The organism is Collimonas rhizosphaerae (genome assembly GCF_038896935.1).
GTDB classification, from domain to species: Bacteria; Pseudomonadota; Gammaproteobacteria; order Burkholderiales; family Burkholderiaceae_D; genus Collimonas; species Collimonas rhizosphaerae.
The window spans coordinates 52,739-69,814 of the sequence record NZ_JBANDC010000003.1 but is presented as its reverse complement, the minus strand read 5'-3'; the positions used below and the strand labels follow the sequence as shown (position 1 = coordinate 69,814).

Here is a 17,076-nt window from a genome sequence, read left to right as displayed (position 1 = left end):
TATCAAGCATCTTGTTGCCGGAGGGAGTGCCGTCCGACAGGCTGCTAGCAATGGGCCCAGAACCACCTGGTCTGCAGTTCGTCGCGCTCGCGCCGCATGCGGTCGCGTATGTACGGCGGCTGCCAGCGGTGCGCCATGTAACCCAGCCATTCGATGCGCCGTCCGAGCGCCGGACAATCGACGCCGGCGTCGGTGGTGATGGAGGTCACCGGCGGTTCGATCACGGCGGCGGGCGGCGCGGCCTGGGCCAGCTGTGGCGGCGGCGCCGGCTGGCGCAGTGTGCGTTCAATCGTGGCGCGGTCGACGCCGGGAACGACGGCGTTGTCGGTGATTTGTAAAGATCTGGATTTGCTTCCTTGCGGACAGCCCTTGTCGGTATAGACGATCTTGCCGTCGATGTTGCATTTGGCGATGGCGCCGGCATTGTCGGCCAAGGGAGGGCTGGCCGGCGCCGGCGGCAGGATATCGCTGGCTGCCGGCGGCGCCGCTGTTGCCGCTGCAGATGCAGCAAATGCCGCAGGATTCTCTGTCGGCGCCACGGCGCCGGCTGTTTTTACCGGGCTCTCAAGGTTCTTGACGCTGTTGCTGCCGGACGAGTGGTCGATTGCATACAGCACGCCGCTGGCAAGCGCGATGGCCAGCAAGAATGCGGCGAAAATCCGGATGGTCGAATGCATAGGCTGATTAAGGTTTTTTATATCAGCCGCCATGGCTGGTTTGCAGTACGCGCATGGCGGCTCGGGAGGCTCGGCTCAGGGCTGCAGCTGGCCGCGGATTTCGCCGCCGGGATTGGTGGCGCTGTGGACATTGATATACAGGTTGCCCGCCATGTAGCTGGCGTATTGGGCGTCGGTGAACTTGGTGCCGTCCGGCACTGACCACATATTGTCTCCGGTTTTGGTCAGGCCCACCATGACGGGGCCGTTCTTGCCCAGCGCGCCTTCATGGATGTGCGCCACTTTTCCTTGTATGCCCCTGGTGGTGACGCTGCCGCTGACCGATTTGTCGGCCTTGACCACGATGGTGCCGGCGCCGCTTGCGCTCGAGTCGTTAGGCGGGACTTCGTGCGCGCTGTCCAGGGTAACTTCGCTGGTGTGGGTGGTATCGGCCGGCATGGTCGAGCATGCTGCAAGCAGCAATGCCAGTGCAACAGAAGCGAACAGCGATGGCCTCAGGTTTTTTAACTGGGTAGTCATGTGTTTTCCTTTGTGCTGTTTATAGGGGGAAAGCAAGCAATAGTGTAGTCCGCTTTCTTTCTTGCGGATTTTTTTATGTATCCGCTTGACCCTGTAGTAACTACAAGGTTTTAAATGAGGCCATTCAACCGCAAAGGAGAGCAAAGTGCGTTTTTTCAAAAACCTGCTTGGCCTTGGCCACCATGGCGACGGACACAATTCGCCATATCGGCAGGGCGGCAAGCACGGGTATCGTGGCGGCATCCAGCAAAATGCCTGGGGCGCGGCTGCGCCCGGCCAAGGCAATTGCCTGAACTGCAATGCAGGCAATGTCGCCGGTGCGCGTTTTTGCCAGCAATGCGGCAATTCCCTGCAGGCGGTGAGTTGCGGCGGTTGCGGTGTCGCCAAGGCGGCCGGCGCAAAATTCTGCGGCAATTGCGGAACGCCGCAATAAGGCGCTACATTACCTCTACGCAACCTAAGGACCCCTCATGAGCGCAGGCCATTCCCACGCCTTACCCACCAGCCAGAACGAAAAATATATCTGGACCGCATTAGGACTGACTTCGACCTTCCTGGTAGTCGAAGTGATCGGCGGCCTGGTCACCGGCAGCCTGGCGCTGATCTCGGACGCGGCGCACATGCTGACGGACACCATGGCGCTGGCGATTGCCTTGGCGGCAATCCGCATCGCCAGGAAGGCGCCCGACGCCAAACGCACCTTTGGCTACCATCGTTTCGAAATCCTGGCGGCGGCGTTCAATGCGGTCTTGCTGTTCCTGGTGGCGATGTACATCTTGTACGAGGCTTACCAGCGTTTCCGCAGCCCCGCTGAAATCCAGTCGACCGGAATGCTGGTGATCGCCGTCTTCGGGCTGCTCGTGAACCTGGTCAGCATGCGGCTCCTGAGCAGCGGCAAAGACGCCAGCCTGAACGTCAAAGGCGCCTACCTGGAAGTCTGGAGCGACATGCTGGGTTCGGTCGGCGTGATCCTCGGAGCGCTCGTCATCCGTTATACCGGCTGGGAATGGGTCGATTCGCTGATTGCGGTGTTGATCGGATTCTGGGTCTTGCCGCGCACCTGGATCCTGCTGAAGGAAAGCGTCAACATCCTGCTGGAAGGAGTGCCGGAAGGCATGGACATCGAGCAGGTGCAAGCCGCGCTGCGTGCGGTGCCCGGAGTAGTGAGCGTGCATGACTTCCACCTGTGGGCGGTCACCAGCGGCAAGGCCAGCCTGACCGCGCACGTGGTGTACGACCCGGCTTATCCGGCGGAACAATTGCTGCCGCTGCTGAAGGAGGTCCTGGCGTCGCAGTTTGCGGTGTACCACACCACGCTGCAGTTCGAGCTCAGTCCCTGCGCCCATACCGAGGACGGCTGCAACTACAGCGCGCCAGAGGAGAGGCATGTGCATGCCTGAAGCGGCATCGGCGTAAACCGTACGGATGCATGCTGCATGCATCCGTTTTCATTTCCGGGCCGCCAATCGGCAGCCTGCCGCAGTTATTTTCCGTAGTTGTTTGTTTCTCTATGTAAATCCCTGAATATTTGATTGATAATGTAAATCATTCGCATTATCATTATGTTTTCTGTAAATCCTGCCTGCTTCAAACATTATTCCCCCCCCACAGACCATGCGTTCCGCCCGGCGCCAGCCGCGAGGTTGCGCAAGCTTGGGCGGGGCAGGCTGCCGAGAATTTCCAGCAGTACCGCTTCGCATTAAAACAAAAAAGTAAACAATCAACTCAGGGATGATAAATGGCAACTAATTGCACGCTAATACCGCCGTCGGCCGCTCCTCTTTCACGTATTCCCTGCGCCCAGCCATCGCTGCGGGCCATGAGCCTGGCGGTGGCGCTGGCCCTGTCGGCCATGGCGCCGCGGCTGGCGCTGGCGCAGCAGCCGGCGGCCGCAGGCAGCGATGCGGCGCTGCCGGAAGTCGTGGTCACGGCCGGCAGCGACCAGCAGGCCCCGAGCGAGAAGACCGGCAGCTACACCGTACGCAATAGCAATACCGCCACCAAGATGGACATGTCGTTGCGCGAAACGCCGCAGTCGGTATCGGTGGTCACGCGCGCCAAGATGGACGACTTCAAACTCGACAATGTCGACCGGGTATTGGCCGGCACCACCGGCGTTTCCGTCGAAAAGGTGGAAACCAACCGTACCTATTACACGGCGCGCGGCTTCGACATCACCAATTTCCAGTTCGACGGCGTCGGCATCCCGCTCACTTTCGGCCTGCAGAACGGCGACCTGGACACTGCCTTGTATGACCGTGTCGAAGTAGTGCGCGGCGCCAACGGCCTGACTTCTTCCACCGGCAATCCATCGGCCACCGTGAATTTCGTGCGCAAGCGTCCGACCTACGATTTCCAGGCCGCCGCCGGCGTCAGCTACGGCTCCTGGAATACGCGCCGCATCGAGGCCGATGTCTCCGGCGCGCTCAATAGCGACAAAACCGTGGCGGCGCGCGTGGTGGCAGCGCATGAAGACGGCAACTCCTACCTCGACCGCTACCAGCCCGGCAAGAACGTGTTTTACGGCGTGATCGAAGCCAACCTGAACAACGACACCTTGCTGACGCTGGGTTACAGCTACCAGAAAAACGATGGCAAGGGCGCAATCTGGGGCGCCTTGCCGCTGTATTACAGCGACGGCACGCCGACCGCTTACGGTGTTGGCACCAGCACCTCGGCCAGCTGGTCGTCCTGGAATTCGGAGGAACAGCGCGCTTTCGCCGAGCTGAACCACCGCTTCGGCAACGACTGGCAATGGAAGACCACCCTCAGCCACAACAAGCTCAGCACCGACGGCAAGCTGTTCTATGTCTACGGCACGCCGGACCGGGCAACCGGCGCCGGCCTGTTCAGCTATCCGTCGCTGTACAACTCGGACAACAGGCAGACCGCGGTCGACAGTTATGTCAGCGGCAAATACACGCTGGGCGGACGCCAGCACGACCTGACGTTCGGCGCCAGCTGGTCGCGTTCGACGCTGGACGACATGTCCCATTACGGACAGGGAATCGGCACCCCGCTGACAGCCTCGGGCGCATTTGACGGCAGTTATCCTGAGCCTAGCTTCAACGCTTCGACCGACGGCAGCTCCTACGTCGACAAGCGCAAGACCCTGTACGGCGCCACCCGTTTCAGCCTGGCCGACAATCTCAAGCTGCTGCTCGGCGTCAACTATACCGACGCCAGCACCACCGGCATCGCCTATGGAGTCAGCCGCCAGACCAGCGCCAGCTCCACCACGCCGTACGCCGGCCTGGTCTACGACCTGGACCGGAACATATCGGCTTACGCCAGCTATGCCGAGATTTTCAATCCGCAGTACCAGACCGACATCAGCGGCGCCACGCTCAAGCCGGTCGAAGGCAAGAGTTACGAGCTGGGCTTGAAGAGCGAATTTTTCAACCGCAGGCTGAACGCCTCGGCGGCCCTGTTCAGGGTGGAGCAAAACAATACGGCGGAGCAGGCCGGTTATATCGGCAGCAAGACGTACTACCGCGCCATCGACGCCCATTCGGAAGGGCTGGAACTGGAATTGTCGGGCGAGCTGGCCAGGGGATGGCAGGGCAGCCTCGGTTACACCGTGATGACCATCAAGGACCAGGATGGCAATTCGGCCAAGAACTACGTTCCGAAAAAGACCGTGCGGCTGGCGACCACCTACCGCCTGCCGCAGCTGGAACAGCTGAAAGTCGGCGCCAGCGTCAACTGGCAAGGCAATACCAGCCGCACCGATGTGCTGACCGGGACGCAGACCGTCGCCACGGTGCAGCAGGGCTACGCGCTGCTCAACCTGATGGCGCGCTACGACATCAGCAAACAAGTCAGCATCACCGCCAACCTCAACAACGTCACCAATAAAAAATACATCTCCAGCCTGTATGCGAGCCAGGGTTACTACGGCGAGCCGATCAACGGCAGCGTCGCGATCAACTGGAAATACTGAAGCCGATCATGACGACACGTCCTTTCATGGTGATCCTGCACCGCTGGTTCGGCCTGGCGGCGGCGGTGTTCCTGTTCATCGCCGGCGCGACCGGCGCCGTCATTTCCTGGGATCACGAACTCGACGCATGGCTCAATCCGCAACTGTTCCATGCCCATAGCGCCGACCAGCCCTCATCCGGCAAGGCCATGCCGGGGCTGGAACTGGCGAACCGGGTGGAAGCACAGGATCCGCGTTTGCGCGTCACCTACGTGATGACCGAAAATGAGCCGGGGCACACCAGCACCATGATGGTGGAAGGGCGCATCGATCCGGCTACCAGGCAGCCTTACGACCTGGGTTTCAACCAGGTCGCGGTCGATCCGGCCAGCGCCGAGATACAGGGCAAGCGCATGTGGGGCGCCATCTCGCTCAGCCGCGAGAACCTGCTGCCGTTCCTGTACAAGCTGCACTACACCATGCATCTGCCCGCGGTCGGCGGGATTGAGCTCGGAACCTGGCTGATGGGCATCATCGGCATCGTCTGGACGCTGGATTGTTTCATCGCCCTGTGGCTGTCGTTCCCCAACTGGCGCAGCTGGCGCAAGTCGTTTGCATTCCGCTGGCGCCAGGGCGGACACAAGCTCAATTTCGACCTGCACCGTTCCGGCGGCGTCTGGCTCTGGATCTTGCTGCTGGTGCTGGCGGTGACCTCGGTTTCCATGAATCTCTACCAGCCGGTGATGCGGCCCATCGTGCAAACCTTTTCAACGCTGACGCCGGATCCGTTCGACAGCCGCAAGCCGGTCGCGCCGGCACAGGCTGCGCAGGCGGAGCCGGGAGTCAGCCGCGAGCGGGTGGCGCAGCTGGCGAGCGAGGATGGGCGGCGCCGCGGCTGGACGGCGCCGGTTGGCGGCGTGTTCTATTCGTCTGCCTTCGGTTTGTACGGCGTCGGTTTTTTCGAGGCCGGCAACGACCACGGCGATATCGGGCTGGGCAACAGCTGGCTCTATTACGACGCCGCCGACGGCCATGCTGCCGGCGCCAAGATTCCCGGCACAGGCAGCGCCGGCGACATTTTCATGCAAGCGCAGTTTCCCCTGCATTCGGGGCGCATCCTCGGCCTTGCAGGACGCATCCTCATTTCTCTGATGGGAGCAGCGGTAGCTATGCTGAGCGTGACCGGCGTGGTCATCTGGGCCCGCAAGCGCCGCGCGCGCCTGCTGGCGGCGCGGCATGCGGCGGACAGCTTGTCCGCGGCAGGCAGCCGTCGCCGTGCGGTCGCCGAATAGGTTGCGGTCAAACTGGCCCGCAAGCGCTTTTTACTGAGCGATCTCGACCCGGTTTTTGCCGCCGCGCTTGGCGCGGTACAGTGCCTGGTCGGCCGCTTCCACCAGTTTTTCCTGGGAACTGCCGCGCTGCGGCACCATGCTGGCGCCGCCGACGCTGACCGTGACCCTGGCGTCGTTGCTGGAGGATGCGTGGGCGATGCCCTGCGCATGCACCGCGGCCTGCAGCTTGTCGGCCTGGACCTCCATGTGCTCGCGCGACATGGATGGCAGCACCAGCACAAACTCTTCACCGCCGATACGGGCCGCGAGATCGGTCGGCCGCCGGGCAAAATAGCCGATGCTTTCCGCCACCTGCTTGAGCGCGGTGTCGCCGGCCAGGTGGCCATAGGTATCGTTATACAGCTTGAAATCGTCGACATCGATCATCAGCAGCGACAGCGAGCTTTGCTCGCGTTCGGCGCGCTTCCATTCGGCGCTGAAATATTCGTCGAAATAACGGCGGTTGGCGAGCCCGGTCAGGCCGTCCGAGTTGGTCAGGCGCTGCAGTTCCAGGTTGGTTTCCAGCAGCTGCTGCTGGCTTTGGCGCAGCGCGCGATAGGCTTCGTCGCGCTGCAGCAGGTTGACGTAAGAGCGCGAATGATAGCGGATCCGCGCCACCAGCTCGATGGTGTCGGGCAGCTTGACCAGGTAGTCGTTGGCGCCGGCGGTAAACGCGGCGCTCTTGACCGCCGGATCTTCCCGGGTCGACAGCACGATGATCGGCACGTTGCGGGTGGCCGGGTTGGCGCGGTACTGGCGCACCAGGGTCAGGCCGTCGATGCCGGGCATCACCAGGTCCTGCAGGATGACCGTGGGGCGGGTTTTCTGGGCGGCTTCGATCGCCTCGTCGGGATGGGCGCAGTAGTGGAAATCGATGTTGACCTGGTTCGCCAGCGCGCGCCTGACCGCTTCGCCCACCATGGCCTGGTCGTCGACCAGCAGCACCATGACCGGATAGTCGTCTGGCGGCTGATCGATGTCGAGATTGAGTTCTTTTGGCATGACTTACTCCGTATCTGTGCTGATTGTAGCTATCGTTTGCTTATGATGCCGGCCAGCTTGCCGGCGATCTGGTTCACCGGCAGGATGGCGTCGGCCGCATCGAGCAGGGCGGCCGCTTTCGGCATGCCGTACACGGCGCTGGATTGGCGGTCCTGGGCGATCGTGTAATACCCTTTGTCGCGCATGGCTTTCAGGCCCAGGGCGCCGTCGCGCCCCATGCCGGTGAGCAGGATGCCGATCGCCTTGCCGGCCCATAATTCGACGATGCTCTGGAAAAAAACGTCAATCGACGGCCGGTAGGGATAGCCGCTGGGCTGTTCTGTATATCCCAGCTGGAACGGCCGCGTCAGGCGCAGGTGGTCGTCGGTCCCGGCCAGCAAGACCTGGCCCGGCGCCGGGCTGTCTCCGGCCAGCGCCAGCCGTACCGGCAGCTTCGACTGGCTGCTGAGCCATTCGGCCATGCCGGACGCGAACTGGGCATCCACGTGCTGCACCACTACCAGGGCCGCCGGAAAATCCGCTGGCAGCTGCGACAGCAAGGTCGCCAGCGCAGCCGGGCCGCCGGCGGAAGCGCCGATGGCGACCAGGTATTTCGAATCGGGAGCCGGCAGCGACGATTTCCTGCTGCCGGCCGCAATGGCGGTTGCGGCGGCCGAAGCTGCCGCCGGCGCGCCCTGTTCAGGCAGCGACTGGCGCTGGTTGAGCAGTTTTTCGATGGAGTCGATCTTGGCCAGCAAGCTGTTGACGTCGTTGCGCGGATAACCGCTCAGGGTGCTCGGGGTATCGATCGCATCGAGCGCGCCGTAGGCCATCGCATCATAGACCGCCGAGACATTGGCGCCGACGTCGCCGGTGACGATCAGGATCGCGCACGGCGTATGCGCCATGATATGGCGGGTGGCGGCGACGCCATCGAGCACCGGCATCATCAGGTCCATCAGGATCAGGTCCGGCGCCTGCCAGGCGCACAGCTCGATGGCGCGCTGGCCATCCTCGGCAATCCAGATGATTTCATGGTCCTGGCGCTGGACCAGTGTGCGGCGCAGCGCTTCCACTGCAATTGGCGCATCGTTGACGATACCGATTTTCATGAATGCGCCTCGCCGATCAGGTCTTCCACTGCCTGCAGCAGGGTCTCGTCATGGAAACTGGCTTTGGCCAGGTAGTAGTCGGCGCCGGCTTCGAGCCCGCGCTGACGGTCTTCCTGGCGGTCTTTGTAAGATACGATCATGACTGGAATGGCTTTCAGCTGCAGGTTTTTCTTGATCAAGGTGACCAGTTCGATGCCGTCCATGCGCGGCATGTCGATGTCGGTCACCACCAGGTCGAACGGCTCGCTGCGCAAGGCGTTCCAGCCGTCCATGCCGTCCACCGCGACGCGCACCGTATAACCGCGGCTGCTCAGCAGCTTGCGCTCCAGTTCGCGCACGGTGAGCGAATCGTCCACCACCAGCACCCGTTTGCTGGTCCGCACTTGTTGCTGGCTGCTGTTGTTTTCAATCTTGCTGAGCTGGCCTTGGGCGATCAGTTTCTCGACTGAATTGAGCATGTCGGCGACGTCCAGTATCAGCACCGGTGCGCCGTCTTCCATCAGCGCCGCCGCCGCGACATCCTTGATCTTGCCCAGGCGCGCGTCCAGCGGCTGCACCACCAGCATGTGCTCGCCCAGCAAGCGGTCGACCTGCAGGCCGTAGGTCTGCACCTGGTCGCCTATGACGACCAGGGCGATGCGGTCGCCGCCCGGGGCCGCATCGCCGCTCTGCAGGATCTGGCTGGCGGCGACCAGGCCGATCTGGCGGTCTTCAAATGCGAAGTGCTGGCGGCCTTCCAGCGATTCGATCTGGCTGCGCTCCAATATCATGGTGCGGTTGACGTAGGCCAGCGGAAAGGCGTAGGGTTCGCCGCCTATGCTGACCAGCAGGCTGCGCACCAGCGACAGCGTCAGCGGCAGTTGCAGCTGGAAGCGCATGCCGTGGCCGGCTTCGCTGAAAATCTGGATGGTGCCGCGCATGCGCTTGAGCATGTTGTGGACCACATCCAGGCCGACCCCGCGCCCGGAAATTTCAGTCACCGTGTCGCGCATGCTGAAGCCCGGCAGCAGCAGGAAATGCAGCAGTTCGGTATCGCTCAGGCGGCTTGCGGTGGCATGGTCCACCAGCCCGCGCCGCACCACGGCGGCGCGCAGCTGCTCCAGGTCGACGCCGTTGCCGTCATCGCTGATGGTGATCTGCAGCAGGCCGGCGTGGTGGCGCGCGGTCAGCGTGATCAAGCCTTCTTCGTCCTTGCCGGCGGCGCGGCGCTGCGGCGGCGCTTCGATGCCGTGGTCCAGCGCATTGCGCAACAGGTGCACCAGCGGCGCATCCAGCTGCTCCAGGATGTCGCGGTCAACCTGGGTTGCCTGGCCGTTGATTTCCAGCTTGACCTGTTTGCCCAAGGTGCGTCCGAGGTCGCGCACCATGCGGTCGTAGCCGACCACGCGGTCGGCGAACGGCCGCATGCGGCTGGCCAGCGCCTGGTCGTACAGACGTTGCGCGCGGCTGCTGTTGCGCCGTTCGAACAGCTCCAGCTCGGCCAGGCGCTCCGCCAGCATTTTCTGGCTGGCGTCGATATGCTGCCGGACCTCCTGCAGCGCCATGAGGTGGTCGCCCGCGAGATTGTCCTCGCGCAGCGAGTCGTGCAGGACTTCCAGCGATTGCGCGGTGTTTTGCTGCAGTCGTTTCAGGCGCAGCAGGGATTCGTTGAAAGCCGGCAGCCAGCGCGATTCGACCAGCGATTCGCCCGACAGGCTGACCAGCTGGTTCAGGTGCGCGGCGGTGACGCGCAGCATGCGGTCGCCCTGGTCCTGGTTCTTGATCTTGTCCAGGTGCTTGCCGGGTGCGGCTTCATCGGCTGCCGCCATTGCCTCATCCGCTTCCGTTGCGGCAAGCGCAATCGCCGCTTCCGGCTCGCGGGCGCGGTCATCGGCTTGCTGCAAGCTGTTTTCCAGGCCGCGCAGGAAAGTTTCGATTTCCTTGCGGCCGCTGCCGGCCTGCCACAGTTCCAGGTCTTCGGCGCTGGCGGCGATCCGCTGCAGCAGGTCGACGCCATGCAGCAGCTGGTCGATACGGCGCGGCCCGAGCTGGATTTTGCCCTGCTGCGCCGAGACAAAACAGTCTTCCATGACATGGGTAACGTCTACCCCGGCCTGGATGCCGACGATGCGCGCCGCGCCTTTGATCGAATGGGCGGCGCGCATGCAGGCTTCCAGCTGTTGCGGCGAGGGCGCGCGTTCAATCGCCAGCAAGCCGCTGCTCATGACTTGCGCCTGGGTGTCTACTTCCAGGCGGAACAGGTCGAGCATGGAGGCGTCGCGCATATCGTCGGCGTTCATGCCAGGCTCCGATCCAGCGTGTGGAACAGCAGTTCCTGGTCCAGCAAGCCGACGCTATGCCCGTTCCATTGGATCACGGCATGGGTGAAATGGCCGGCAGCGCGCGTCAGCGTGGTCGGCACCGGCTGCCAGGCGGAAGCGGCGACGCGCAAGGTGCCATACACTTCATCCGCGGTGAAGGCGGTGGTCTGGCCGTTGTGCCTGACGATCAGCATGCGCCGCAGCAGTTCCTGGCGCGCTGTCGCCAGGCTGTCGTTGCTGATGCCGAGCATCGCCGCCAGCGACACGCAAGTCACCAGCGCCCCGCGGATATTGCTGATGCCGAGCACGACGGCGTTTTGCCGGTGCGGCAAACGGTGCACGGTGCGCAGCTCGGTGATCTCTTCCAGCAGCGCGGTCGGCAGCGCCAGCCATTCTTCGCCGATGCGGAACAGCAGCAAGGACTGCAGGCCGGCTGTGTTTTCCGCCGGCTGCTCGGCTTGCTCGCGCCAGCCGTCGCCGATGTCATCCATCTGCAAACGGTCGAGCAGCTCGGCTGCAGCGCGTGCATGTACCGGGCAGTTGCGGCAATCGATGTGCAGCGCCAGGCGCTCGCAGGAGGAATCGCCGCGCACGCCGATGCGGTTCCAGCAATCGTCGATCAGCGCGGTGTCGATTTGATAATCAAGTGGTGTGCTCATGATTGCCACATCATACGACTAACCGGCAGGCTGGAATAGCCGGTCCGGGAGTGATGGGCGGGTGCCGTGGTCAAGTGCATGTCAAGGCGGATTGTTTTCTGCCGAACGCCGCGCGCGCTGTTGCAGGAGCCTGGCGCCGGCGGCGTCGCCCTGGGTTTGCAGCAGGGCTGCCAGGTGCGTCATGGCACCGGCATGGGCCGGTTCCAGGTACAAGGCTTTGCGATAGCAGTCCGCCGCGGCTTGCTTGCGGTCGCCAGCGTCGTGGATCAGGCCCATCAGGTAGTATGCGGCGGCCGATGCGCCATGACGCTGGATCAGCTGTTCGCACAGGCTGGCGGCTTCGTCCAGTTTGCCCTGGTCGGCCAGCAGCTGCACCTGTGCCAGGGTGGCCTGCGGCAGCGGTGGCGAATCGGCCGCGGACCTGGCCTTGGAAGGCGCGGTGCGTATGGCAGCCGATCTTGGCGCAGGACGCGCCGGCGGCTGCGGTGCGAAGACGGCGGCCGGCGCCGGTTTGGCCGCATCCTGCCTGGGCGCGCCCTGGCGGAAGGCGAAGGCCATCGGCGCCTTGATCGGCGTCAGCGCATGCTGCATCATCAAGGCGCTTTCGGCCGGACCGACAAACAGCAAGCCCTCAGGCGCCAGCCGCTGGGTCAGGATGGTGACAGCCTGGTGCTGGGTGGCGCGGTCGAAATAGATCAGCAGGTTGCGGCAAAAGATGATGTCGTAAGGCGCTTCGCCATACAGCAAGCCGGGCGCAAACAGGTTGCCCTGGATGAAGCATACCTGCTGGCGCACCGTTTCCGACAACGCATAACCCTGTTCATTGAGGGCAAAATAGTGATCGCGGAACGCGAGAAAATCGCCGCGGAACGAATTCTTGCCGTATGCCGCCTGGCGCGCAATGGCCAGCGATTGCGGGCTGATGTCGATGGCGTCAATGCGGAAATGCTGCGGCGGCATGCCAATGTCCAGCAATGCCATTGCAATCGAATACGGCTCTTCGCCGGTAGAGCAGGGCAGGCTCAGGATGCGCAAAGGCAGGCTGGCGCTGACCAGCCGCTGCGGCAGCAGCTGCACCATTTCATTGAACGCTTCGCGATTGCGGAAGAACCAGGTTTCCGGGACGATGACCGATTCGATCAGGTGCAGCTGTTCCTGCTCCGACATCTGCAGCAGCAGCCAGTAGGCGTCAAGGTCGTCGAGGCCGCTTTTGTCGCGCCGCTCGTGCACGGCGCGCTCAAGCATGGGGCGGCCGATGGACTGGACATCCAGCCCCATCGTACGCTTCAGCATGGCTTCGAATTTTTCCAGCGGCATTATTGCTCCGCGGCCGGAAACAGTTGCACCCGTACTTCAGGCGGCAACAGGTCTTGCACCCGGACCGACTGGATCAGTCCGCGCGCATCGTCGGTAACCGGCCCCAGGTAAGGCGCGTCGCTGTGATCGAGGCCGCTGCCGCGGAACTCGGACGGCTCGCGGCGCATGATTTCGCTGGATTTTTCCAGCACCAGTCCCAGCAGGCGGCTGTCAGGGCCCGGGGCCGGATAGTGCACCAGCACGATGCGGGTGCTCAGGCGGCGCTGGGCAGGGCGGCCCAGCGCCAGCTGGCTGAGGTCGATCACCGGCACCGACTGGCCCTGGTAGGTGAACACGCCGGCCACCCAGGGCGCGGTCGCCGGTATCTGTTTCAGGCTGACCAGCGACAGCACTACCGCGACCTGGCTGGTGTCAAGCGCGTAATGGTCCTGGCCGATTTTGAACAATAAGAAAAGCATGGGGGGCAACTCCGCGGCTGCCTCAGCCGAGCTTCAGCTTGAAGCGCGAGACGCCGTTGCGCAGGCCGTTGGCGGTCAGCGTCAGTTCATCGATCGCCTGGCTCGACTGGCGCAGCGATTCCACGCTTTGCTGGGCGGCTTCGCTCAGCTGGGTCAGCGCCTGGCTGATCTGTTCGGCGCCGATGGCTTGCGCCTGCACCCCTTCATTGACCGACTGGAAGCGCGGCGTCAGGGCCTGCACCTGCTGGATGATCTGCGACAGCTGGGTGCCGACGTTCTGCACGTCGGCGATGCCGCGCCGTACCTCTTCGGAAAATTTATCCATGCCCATGACGCCGGCCGATACCGCGGACTGGATCTCTTTCACCATCTGTTCGATGTCGTAGGTGGCCACCGCGGTCTGGTCGGCCAGGCGACGGATTTCGGTCGCCACCACGGAAAATCCGCGGCCGTATTCACCGGCTTTTTCCGCTTCGATGGCGGCGTTCAGCGACAGCAGGTTGGTTTGCCCGGCGACCTTGGTGATGGTGGTCACCACCTGGTTGATGTTGCTGGCCTTTTCGTTGAGGATGGCCAGCTTGGCGTTGACCGAACCGGCGGCATCCATCACATGGTGCATGGTGTCTTCCATCTGGGTCAGGCCGGCCTGGCCGGTGCCGACCAGCCGTGCCGCTTCCTCCGCCCCGGACGACACTTCGTTCATGGTGTTCACCAGCTCGCGCGAAGTGGAATAGATCTCGCGCGACGTGGCGCCGATCTCGGTGGTGGTGGCCGCGGTTTCGTTGGCGGTGGCCTGCTGCTGCTTGGCGGTGGCGGCGATTTCAACCACCGAGGTGGTGACCTGCACCGCCGATTTCTGCGCTTGCCCGACCAGTCCGGTCAGTTCGTCCGACATGCGGTTGAGGCCCGCTTCCAGCGCCTGGAATTCGTCGTGGCGGTTGAGGTTCAGGCGTTGCGAAAGGTCACCGGAGCGGATCACTTCCAGCGCCGCGATCAGGTCCGCCATCGGCCGTGTGATGGCGCGCAGCAGGAAGAAACCGCAGATCAGGGCCGAGGCCAGGGCGATCACCAGCGCCACCAGCAACGTGCTTTTGGCGACCACTACCGCAGCTTCGATCTTGTCCACCGAGCGCACTTCGGCCTGCTGGTTGAAGTCGCGCAGCTGGGTAGCGGCGTTGCGTCCAACCTGCCAGGCTGGTTCCAGCTGTTGTATCAGCAGGGCGCGGGCTTGCGCATTCTTTTGGGAATCGTCCAGCTTCAAGACCTCGGCCATGAGCCGGTCGTATTGGACGCGGGCAGCCTTGAAGGCGTTGAAATTGATTCGGTCCTGGTTTTCGAAAATGGTCTTGTCGTAGTCTGTGACCAGCTTGTCCATTTTCTCGGCGTCGGCGTGGATGGTCGCCAGGTCTTGCTTGCGTTCATCCGGGTTGTCCAGCGCCACTACCTGCAGCATCAGCAGGTAACTCTGGAACCAGGTCGAACGGATGCCTGTGCTCAATTCCAGGCCGGGCATGGAGTCGGTCTGGAAACTGGTGGTTTCGTGTTCGATCGCCGCCAGCTTGAGATAGGTAATGCCGGCCATGAATCCCATCAACGCCAGGATCAGGCCGAAACTGACCAGCATTCTTTGCCGAATAGTCCATTGCTTCACGTGTTATCTCTCCTGTCGTTGATCGGTGGTTGGTGCGTTCTCCCGGTCCGCGGTTCGAGAATGGTTTGGAGTTGGTGAACTGACAACTGCGCCATTCTGGTGAGTTTCTAAGCGGATACAATAAACCAGTCAGATCGAAAGCGGGCGACTTTTTGGCAATGCCGGAACAGTGCCGGGCGCCGATTATTGCAGATTTTTGGATACTGATTTGTATATCATTGTGAAATCTCGAAGGTAACAATCAATAATCCCTTGTGCCGTCGTCAGCGGCGATTCCGATTGTCAAACTGCCGCCGGCAGATCCGCTCCGGTTCCGGCGCCTGGCGCTGTTGCGCACAATTCTCGTCTCCTACCCCTTCAGCTATGCAGCGGCGCTGCCGTTAATGCATAGGAGAGCAGCAAATGCTTCCCGTGCCGGCGCCTCGGCGCCGCATGTTATCGATAATTGCCAAGGCAAACGGAGACCCATTCATGAACAGATTATCTTTTACGCAGAAACTATGGCTGCCGCTGCTGGTCAGCCTGGTCGCACTATTTTCGATCTCCGTATTCAATGCTTACCAGGCGCGGCAGATCCGGCTGGAAGAGCGTAAAAGCGATTTGATCAATGTCTCCAATGTCGCCATGAACGTGATCAAGGAATACGGCGCCATGGCCGCCAGCGGCGCCCTCGGCAAGAGCGAGGCGCAGCAGCAGGCGCTGGCGCGGCTGAAGGCCATGCGCTATGGCAAGGACGGTTATTTTTCGGTCTCGACTTCGAATGAAGTGATGGTCATGCATCCGATCAAGCCGGAACTGGACGGCCGCAAGATGAGCGATTTCAAGGATCCCGAGGGCAACCTGGTGTTCGTCCTGATTTCCAAGGCCGGCAGCCAGAGCGGCGGCGGTTTCGTCGATTATGTCTGGCCGCGCGTCGGCTCCGCCGAACCGGTGCCGAAGATGTCGTTCGCGCTTGGCTACCAGCCGTGGGACTGGATCGCCACCACCGGCATCTATGTGGACGACCTGAACCTGGCTTTCATGCAGTCGCTGTACCAGGCCGGCGCCATCCTGCTGGTGGTGGCGCTGGCGCTGGTGGCGCTGGTGATCTATTCCAACCGCAGCATGCTGGCCGCGATCGGCGGCGATCCCGGCGCTGCGGCCGCTATCGCCAACCGCATCGCCGACGGCGACCTCAGCCTGGACATCGCGACCCGGCCCGGCGATACGCGCAGCCTGGTGTATGCCATGAAATGCATGCGCACATCGCTGCTGCACACGATCACCAACATCAAGAGTTCAGCCGACACCATCGCCACTGCCTCCGGCCAGATCGCCAGCGGCAACCTGGACCTGTCGAGCCGCACCGAACAGCAGGCCGGATCGCTGGAAGAAACCGCGTCGGCGATGGAACAGCTGACCTCGACCGTCAAGCAGAACGCCGACAATGCACGGCAGGCCAACCAGCTGGCGGTGACCGCTTCGCAGGTGGCGAGCAACAGCAGCGCCGTGGTGTCGCAGGTGGTGGACACCATGGGCAATATCCGCAGTTCGTCGAAGAAAATCGTCGACATCATCGGCGTCATCGACGGCATTGCGTTCCAGACCAATATCCTGGCCCTGAATGCGGCAGTGGAAGCGGCGCGCGCCGGCGAACAGGGGCGCGGTTTTGCGGTGGTCGCTTCGGAAGTGCGCAGCCTGGCGCAGCGTTCGGCGGCCGCGGCCAAGGAAATCAAGGTGCTGATCGACGATTCGGTGAGCCAGGTCGGCAGCGGCAGCAAGCTGGTCGAGCAGGCCGGCGCAACCATGGGCGAGGTGGTGACCAGCGTCAAGCGGGTGACCGACATCATCGGCGAGATCGCCACCGCCAGCCAGGAACAAAGCACGGGCATCGAGCAGGTCAACCACGCGATTGCGCAAATGGACGAGGTCACCCAGCAAAACGCGGCGCTGGTGGAGCAAGCCGCCGCAGCAGCAGCGTCGCTGCAGGAACAGGCAGTCAACCTGGCGCAGATGGTGAGCGTGTTCAAGACCGGCAGCGGCCAGGTCAGCCAGGCATTCGCTGCCGAACCGTCTGCGCGGGCGCGCAACATCACGCCGCCGCAGGCGCAATTATCGTCTAGGCCCGCAACGCGGCGAGTTGCAGCCTAGGTTCTATCTCATAGGGGAA

Annotated in this window: 14 protein-coding genes; 5 read left to right on the top strand and 9 right to left on the bottom strand. The window is 62.8% G+C overall.

The window, feature by feature from the left end; genetic code table 11:
• Positions 1 to 44: 44 nt before the first annotated feature.
• Both V8G57_RS04835 and V8G57_RS04830 read right to left on the bottom strand, forming a co-directional pair.
• Positions 45 to 677: a hypothetical protein gene (locus V8G57_RS04835; protein WP_342828412.1), complete on the bottom strand. Its 633-nt coding sequence runs from the start codon at positions 675 to 677 to the stop codon at positions 45 to 47.
• Between the two features lie 75 nt (positions 678 to 752).
• Complete coding sequence (locus V8G57_RS04830) at positions 753 to 1,196, bottom strand: CHRD domain-containing protein (RefSeq protein WP_092393768.1); 444 nt, start codon at positions 1,194 to 1,196, stop codon at positions 753 to 755.
• A gap of 145 nt (positions 1,197 to 1,341) precedes the next feature.
• On the opposite strand from V8G57_RS04830, the gene V8G57_RS04825 reads away from it, so the two are divergent.
• From V8G57_RS04825 to V8G57_RS04810, 4 genes are all read left to right on the top strand, one after another.
• On the top strand, positions 1,342 to 1,629 hold the full coding sequence (locus tag V8G57_RS04825) for a zinc ribbon domain-containing protein (RefSeq protein WP_342828410.1): 288 nt from the start codon (positions 1,342 to 1,344) through the stop codon (positions 1,627 to 1,629).
• Positions 1,630 to 1,666: 37 nt separating this feature from the next.
• Positions 1,667 to 2,596, top strand: coding sequence for a cation diffusion facilitator family transporter (locus tag V8G57_RS04820; protein ID WP_342828409.1), 930 nt, complete (start codon positions 1,667 to 1,669; stop codon positions 2,594 to 2,596).
• 338 nt (positions 2,597 to 2,934) lie between these two features.
• Positions 2,935 to 5,139 carry a TonB-dependent siderophore receptor gene (locus V8G57_RS04815; RefSeq protein ID WP_342828408.1) on the top strand — a complete coding sequence of 735 codons (2,205 nt, stop codon included), beginning with the start codon at positions 2,935 to 2,937 and terminating at the stop codon, positions 5,137 to 5,139.
• Positions 5,140 to 5,147: 8 nt separating this feature from the next.
• Positions 5,148 to 6,410: a PepSY-associated TM helix domain-containing protein gene (locus tag V8G57_RS04810; RefSeq protein WP_342828407.1), complete on the top strand. Its 1,263-nt coding sequence runs from the start codon at positions 5,148 to 5,150 to the stop codon at positions 6,408 to 6,410.
• A gap of 30 nt (positions 6,411 to 6,440) precedes the next feature.
• Here V8G57_RS04810 and V8G57_RS04805 read toward each other — a convergent pair whose 3' ends face one another.
• The 7 genes from V8G57_RS04805 to V8G57_RS04775 all read right to left on the bottom strand — a co-directional run bounded on the left by V8G57_RS04805 (position 6,441) and on the right by V8G57_RS04775 (position 14,927).
• Positions 6,441 to 7,451, bottom strand: a complete 1,011-nt coding sequence (locus tag V8G57_RS04805) for a GGDEF domain-containing response regulator (RefSeq protein WP_092393759.1) — start codon at positions 7,449 to 7,451, stop codon at positions 6,441 to 6,443.
• Positions 7,452 to 7,480: 29 nt separating this feature from the next.
• Positions 7,481 to 8,542, bottom strand: coding sequence for a chemotaxis response regulator protein-glutamate methylesterase (gene cheB / locus V8G57_RS04800; RefSeq protein WP_342828406.1), 1,062 nt, complete (start codon positions 8,540 to 8,542; stop codon positions 7,481 to 7,483).
• Positions 8,539 to 10,821, bottom strand: coding sequence for a hybrid sensor histidine kinase/response regulator (locus V8G57_RS04795; protein WP_342828405.1), 2,283 nt, complete (start codon positions 10,819 to 10,821; stop codon positions 8,539 to 8,541). Before V8G57_RS04795 ends, cheB begins: the two co-directional genes overlap by 4 nt.
• Entirely contained in the window at positions 10,818 to 11,501 is a 684-nt protein-coding gene (locus V8G57_RS04790) for a chemotaxis protein CheW (protein WP_342828404.1), read from the bottom strand. Before V8G57_RS04790 ends, V8G57_RS04795 begins: the two co-directional genes overlap by 4 nt.
• A gap of 81 nt (positions 11,502 to 11,582) precedes the next feature.
• Positions 11,583 to 12,818 (bottom strand): CheR family methyltransferase, encoded by a 1,236-nt coding sequence (locus V8G57_RS04785; protein ID WP_342828403.1) that lies wholly within the window; start codon positions 12,816 to 12,818, stop codon positions 11,583 to 11,585.
• On the bottom strand, positions 12,818 to 13,276 hold the full coding sequence (locus V8G57_RS04780) for a chemotaxis protein CheW (protein WP_342828402.1): 459 nt from the start codon (positions 13,274 to 13,276) through the stop codon (positions 12,818 to 12,820). Before V8G57_RS04780 ends, V8G57_RS04785 begins: the two co-directional genes overlap by 1 nt.
• A gap of 22 nt (positions 13,277 to 13,298) precedes the next feature.
• Positions 13,299 to 14,927 (bottom strand): methyl-accepting chemotaxis protein, encoded by a 1,629-nt coding sequence (locus tag V8G57_RS04775; protein ID WP_092393741.1) that lies wholly within the window; start codon positions 14,925 to 14,927, stop codon positions 13,299 to 13,301.
• Positions 14,928 to 15,398: 471 nt separating this feature from the next.
• On the opposite strand from V8G57_RS04775, the gene V8G57_RS04770 reads away from it, so the two are divergent.
• Positions 15,399 to 17,057 (top strand): methyl-accepting chemotaxis protein, encoded by a 1,659-nt coding sequence (locus V8G57_RS04770; RefSeq protein WP_342828401.1) that lies wholly within the window; start codon positions 15,399 to 15,401, stop codon positions 17,055 to 17,057.
• Positions 17,058 to 17,076: the final 19 nt, after the last annotated feature.

Coding starts and splice junctions, on each gene's coding strand:
- V8G57_RS04835 (WP_342828412.1), bottom strand. CDS start 677: ATGCATTCGACCATCCGGATTTTCGCCGCATTCTTGCTGGCCATCGCG.
- V8G57_RS04830 (WP_092393768.1), bottom strand. CDS start 1,196: ATGACTACCCAGTTAAAAAACCTGAGGCCATCGCTGTTCGCTTCTGTT.
- V8G57_RS04820 (WP_342828409.1), top strand. CDS start 1,667: ATGAGCGCAGGCCATTCCCACGCCTTACCCACCAGCCAGAACGAAAAA.
- V8G57_RS04815 (WP_342828408.1), top strand. CDS start 2,935: ATGGCAACTAATTGCACGCTAATACCGCCGTCGGCCGCTCCTCTTTCA.
- V8G57_RS04810 (WP_342828407.1), top strand. CDS start 5,148: ATGACGACACGTCCTTTCATGGTGATCCTGCACCGCTGGTTCGGCCTG.
- V8G57_RS04805 (WP_092393759.1), bottom strand. CDS start 7,451: ATGCCAAAAGAACTCAATCTCGACATCGATCAGCCGCCAGACGACTAT.
- cheB (WP_342828406.1), bottom strand. CDS start 8,542: ATGAAAATCGGTATCGTCAACGATGCGCCAATTGCAGTGGAAGCGCTG.
- V8G57_RS04795 (WP_342828405.1), bottom strand. CDS start 10,821: ATGAACGCCGACGATATGCGCGACGCCTCCATGCTCGACCTGTTCCGC.
- V8G57_RS04790 (WP_342828404.1), bottom strand. CDS start 11,501: ATGAGCACACCACTTGATTATCAAATCGACACCGCGCTGATCGACGAT.
- V8G57_RS04785 (WP_342828403.1), bottom strand. CDS start 12,818: ATGCCGCTGGAAAAATTCGAAGCCATGCTGAAGCGTACGATGGGGCTG.
- V8G57_RS04780 (WP_342828402.1), bottom strand. CDS start 13,276: ATGCTTTTCTTATTGTTCAAAATCGGCCAGGACCATTACGCGCTTGAC.
- V8G57_RS04770 (WP_342828401.1), top strand. CDS start 15,399: ATGAACAGATTATCTTTTACGCAGAAACTATGGCTGCCGCTGCTGGTC.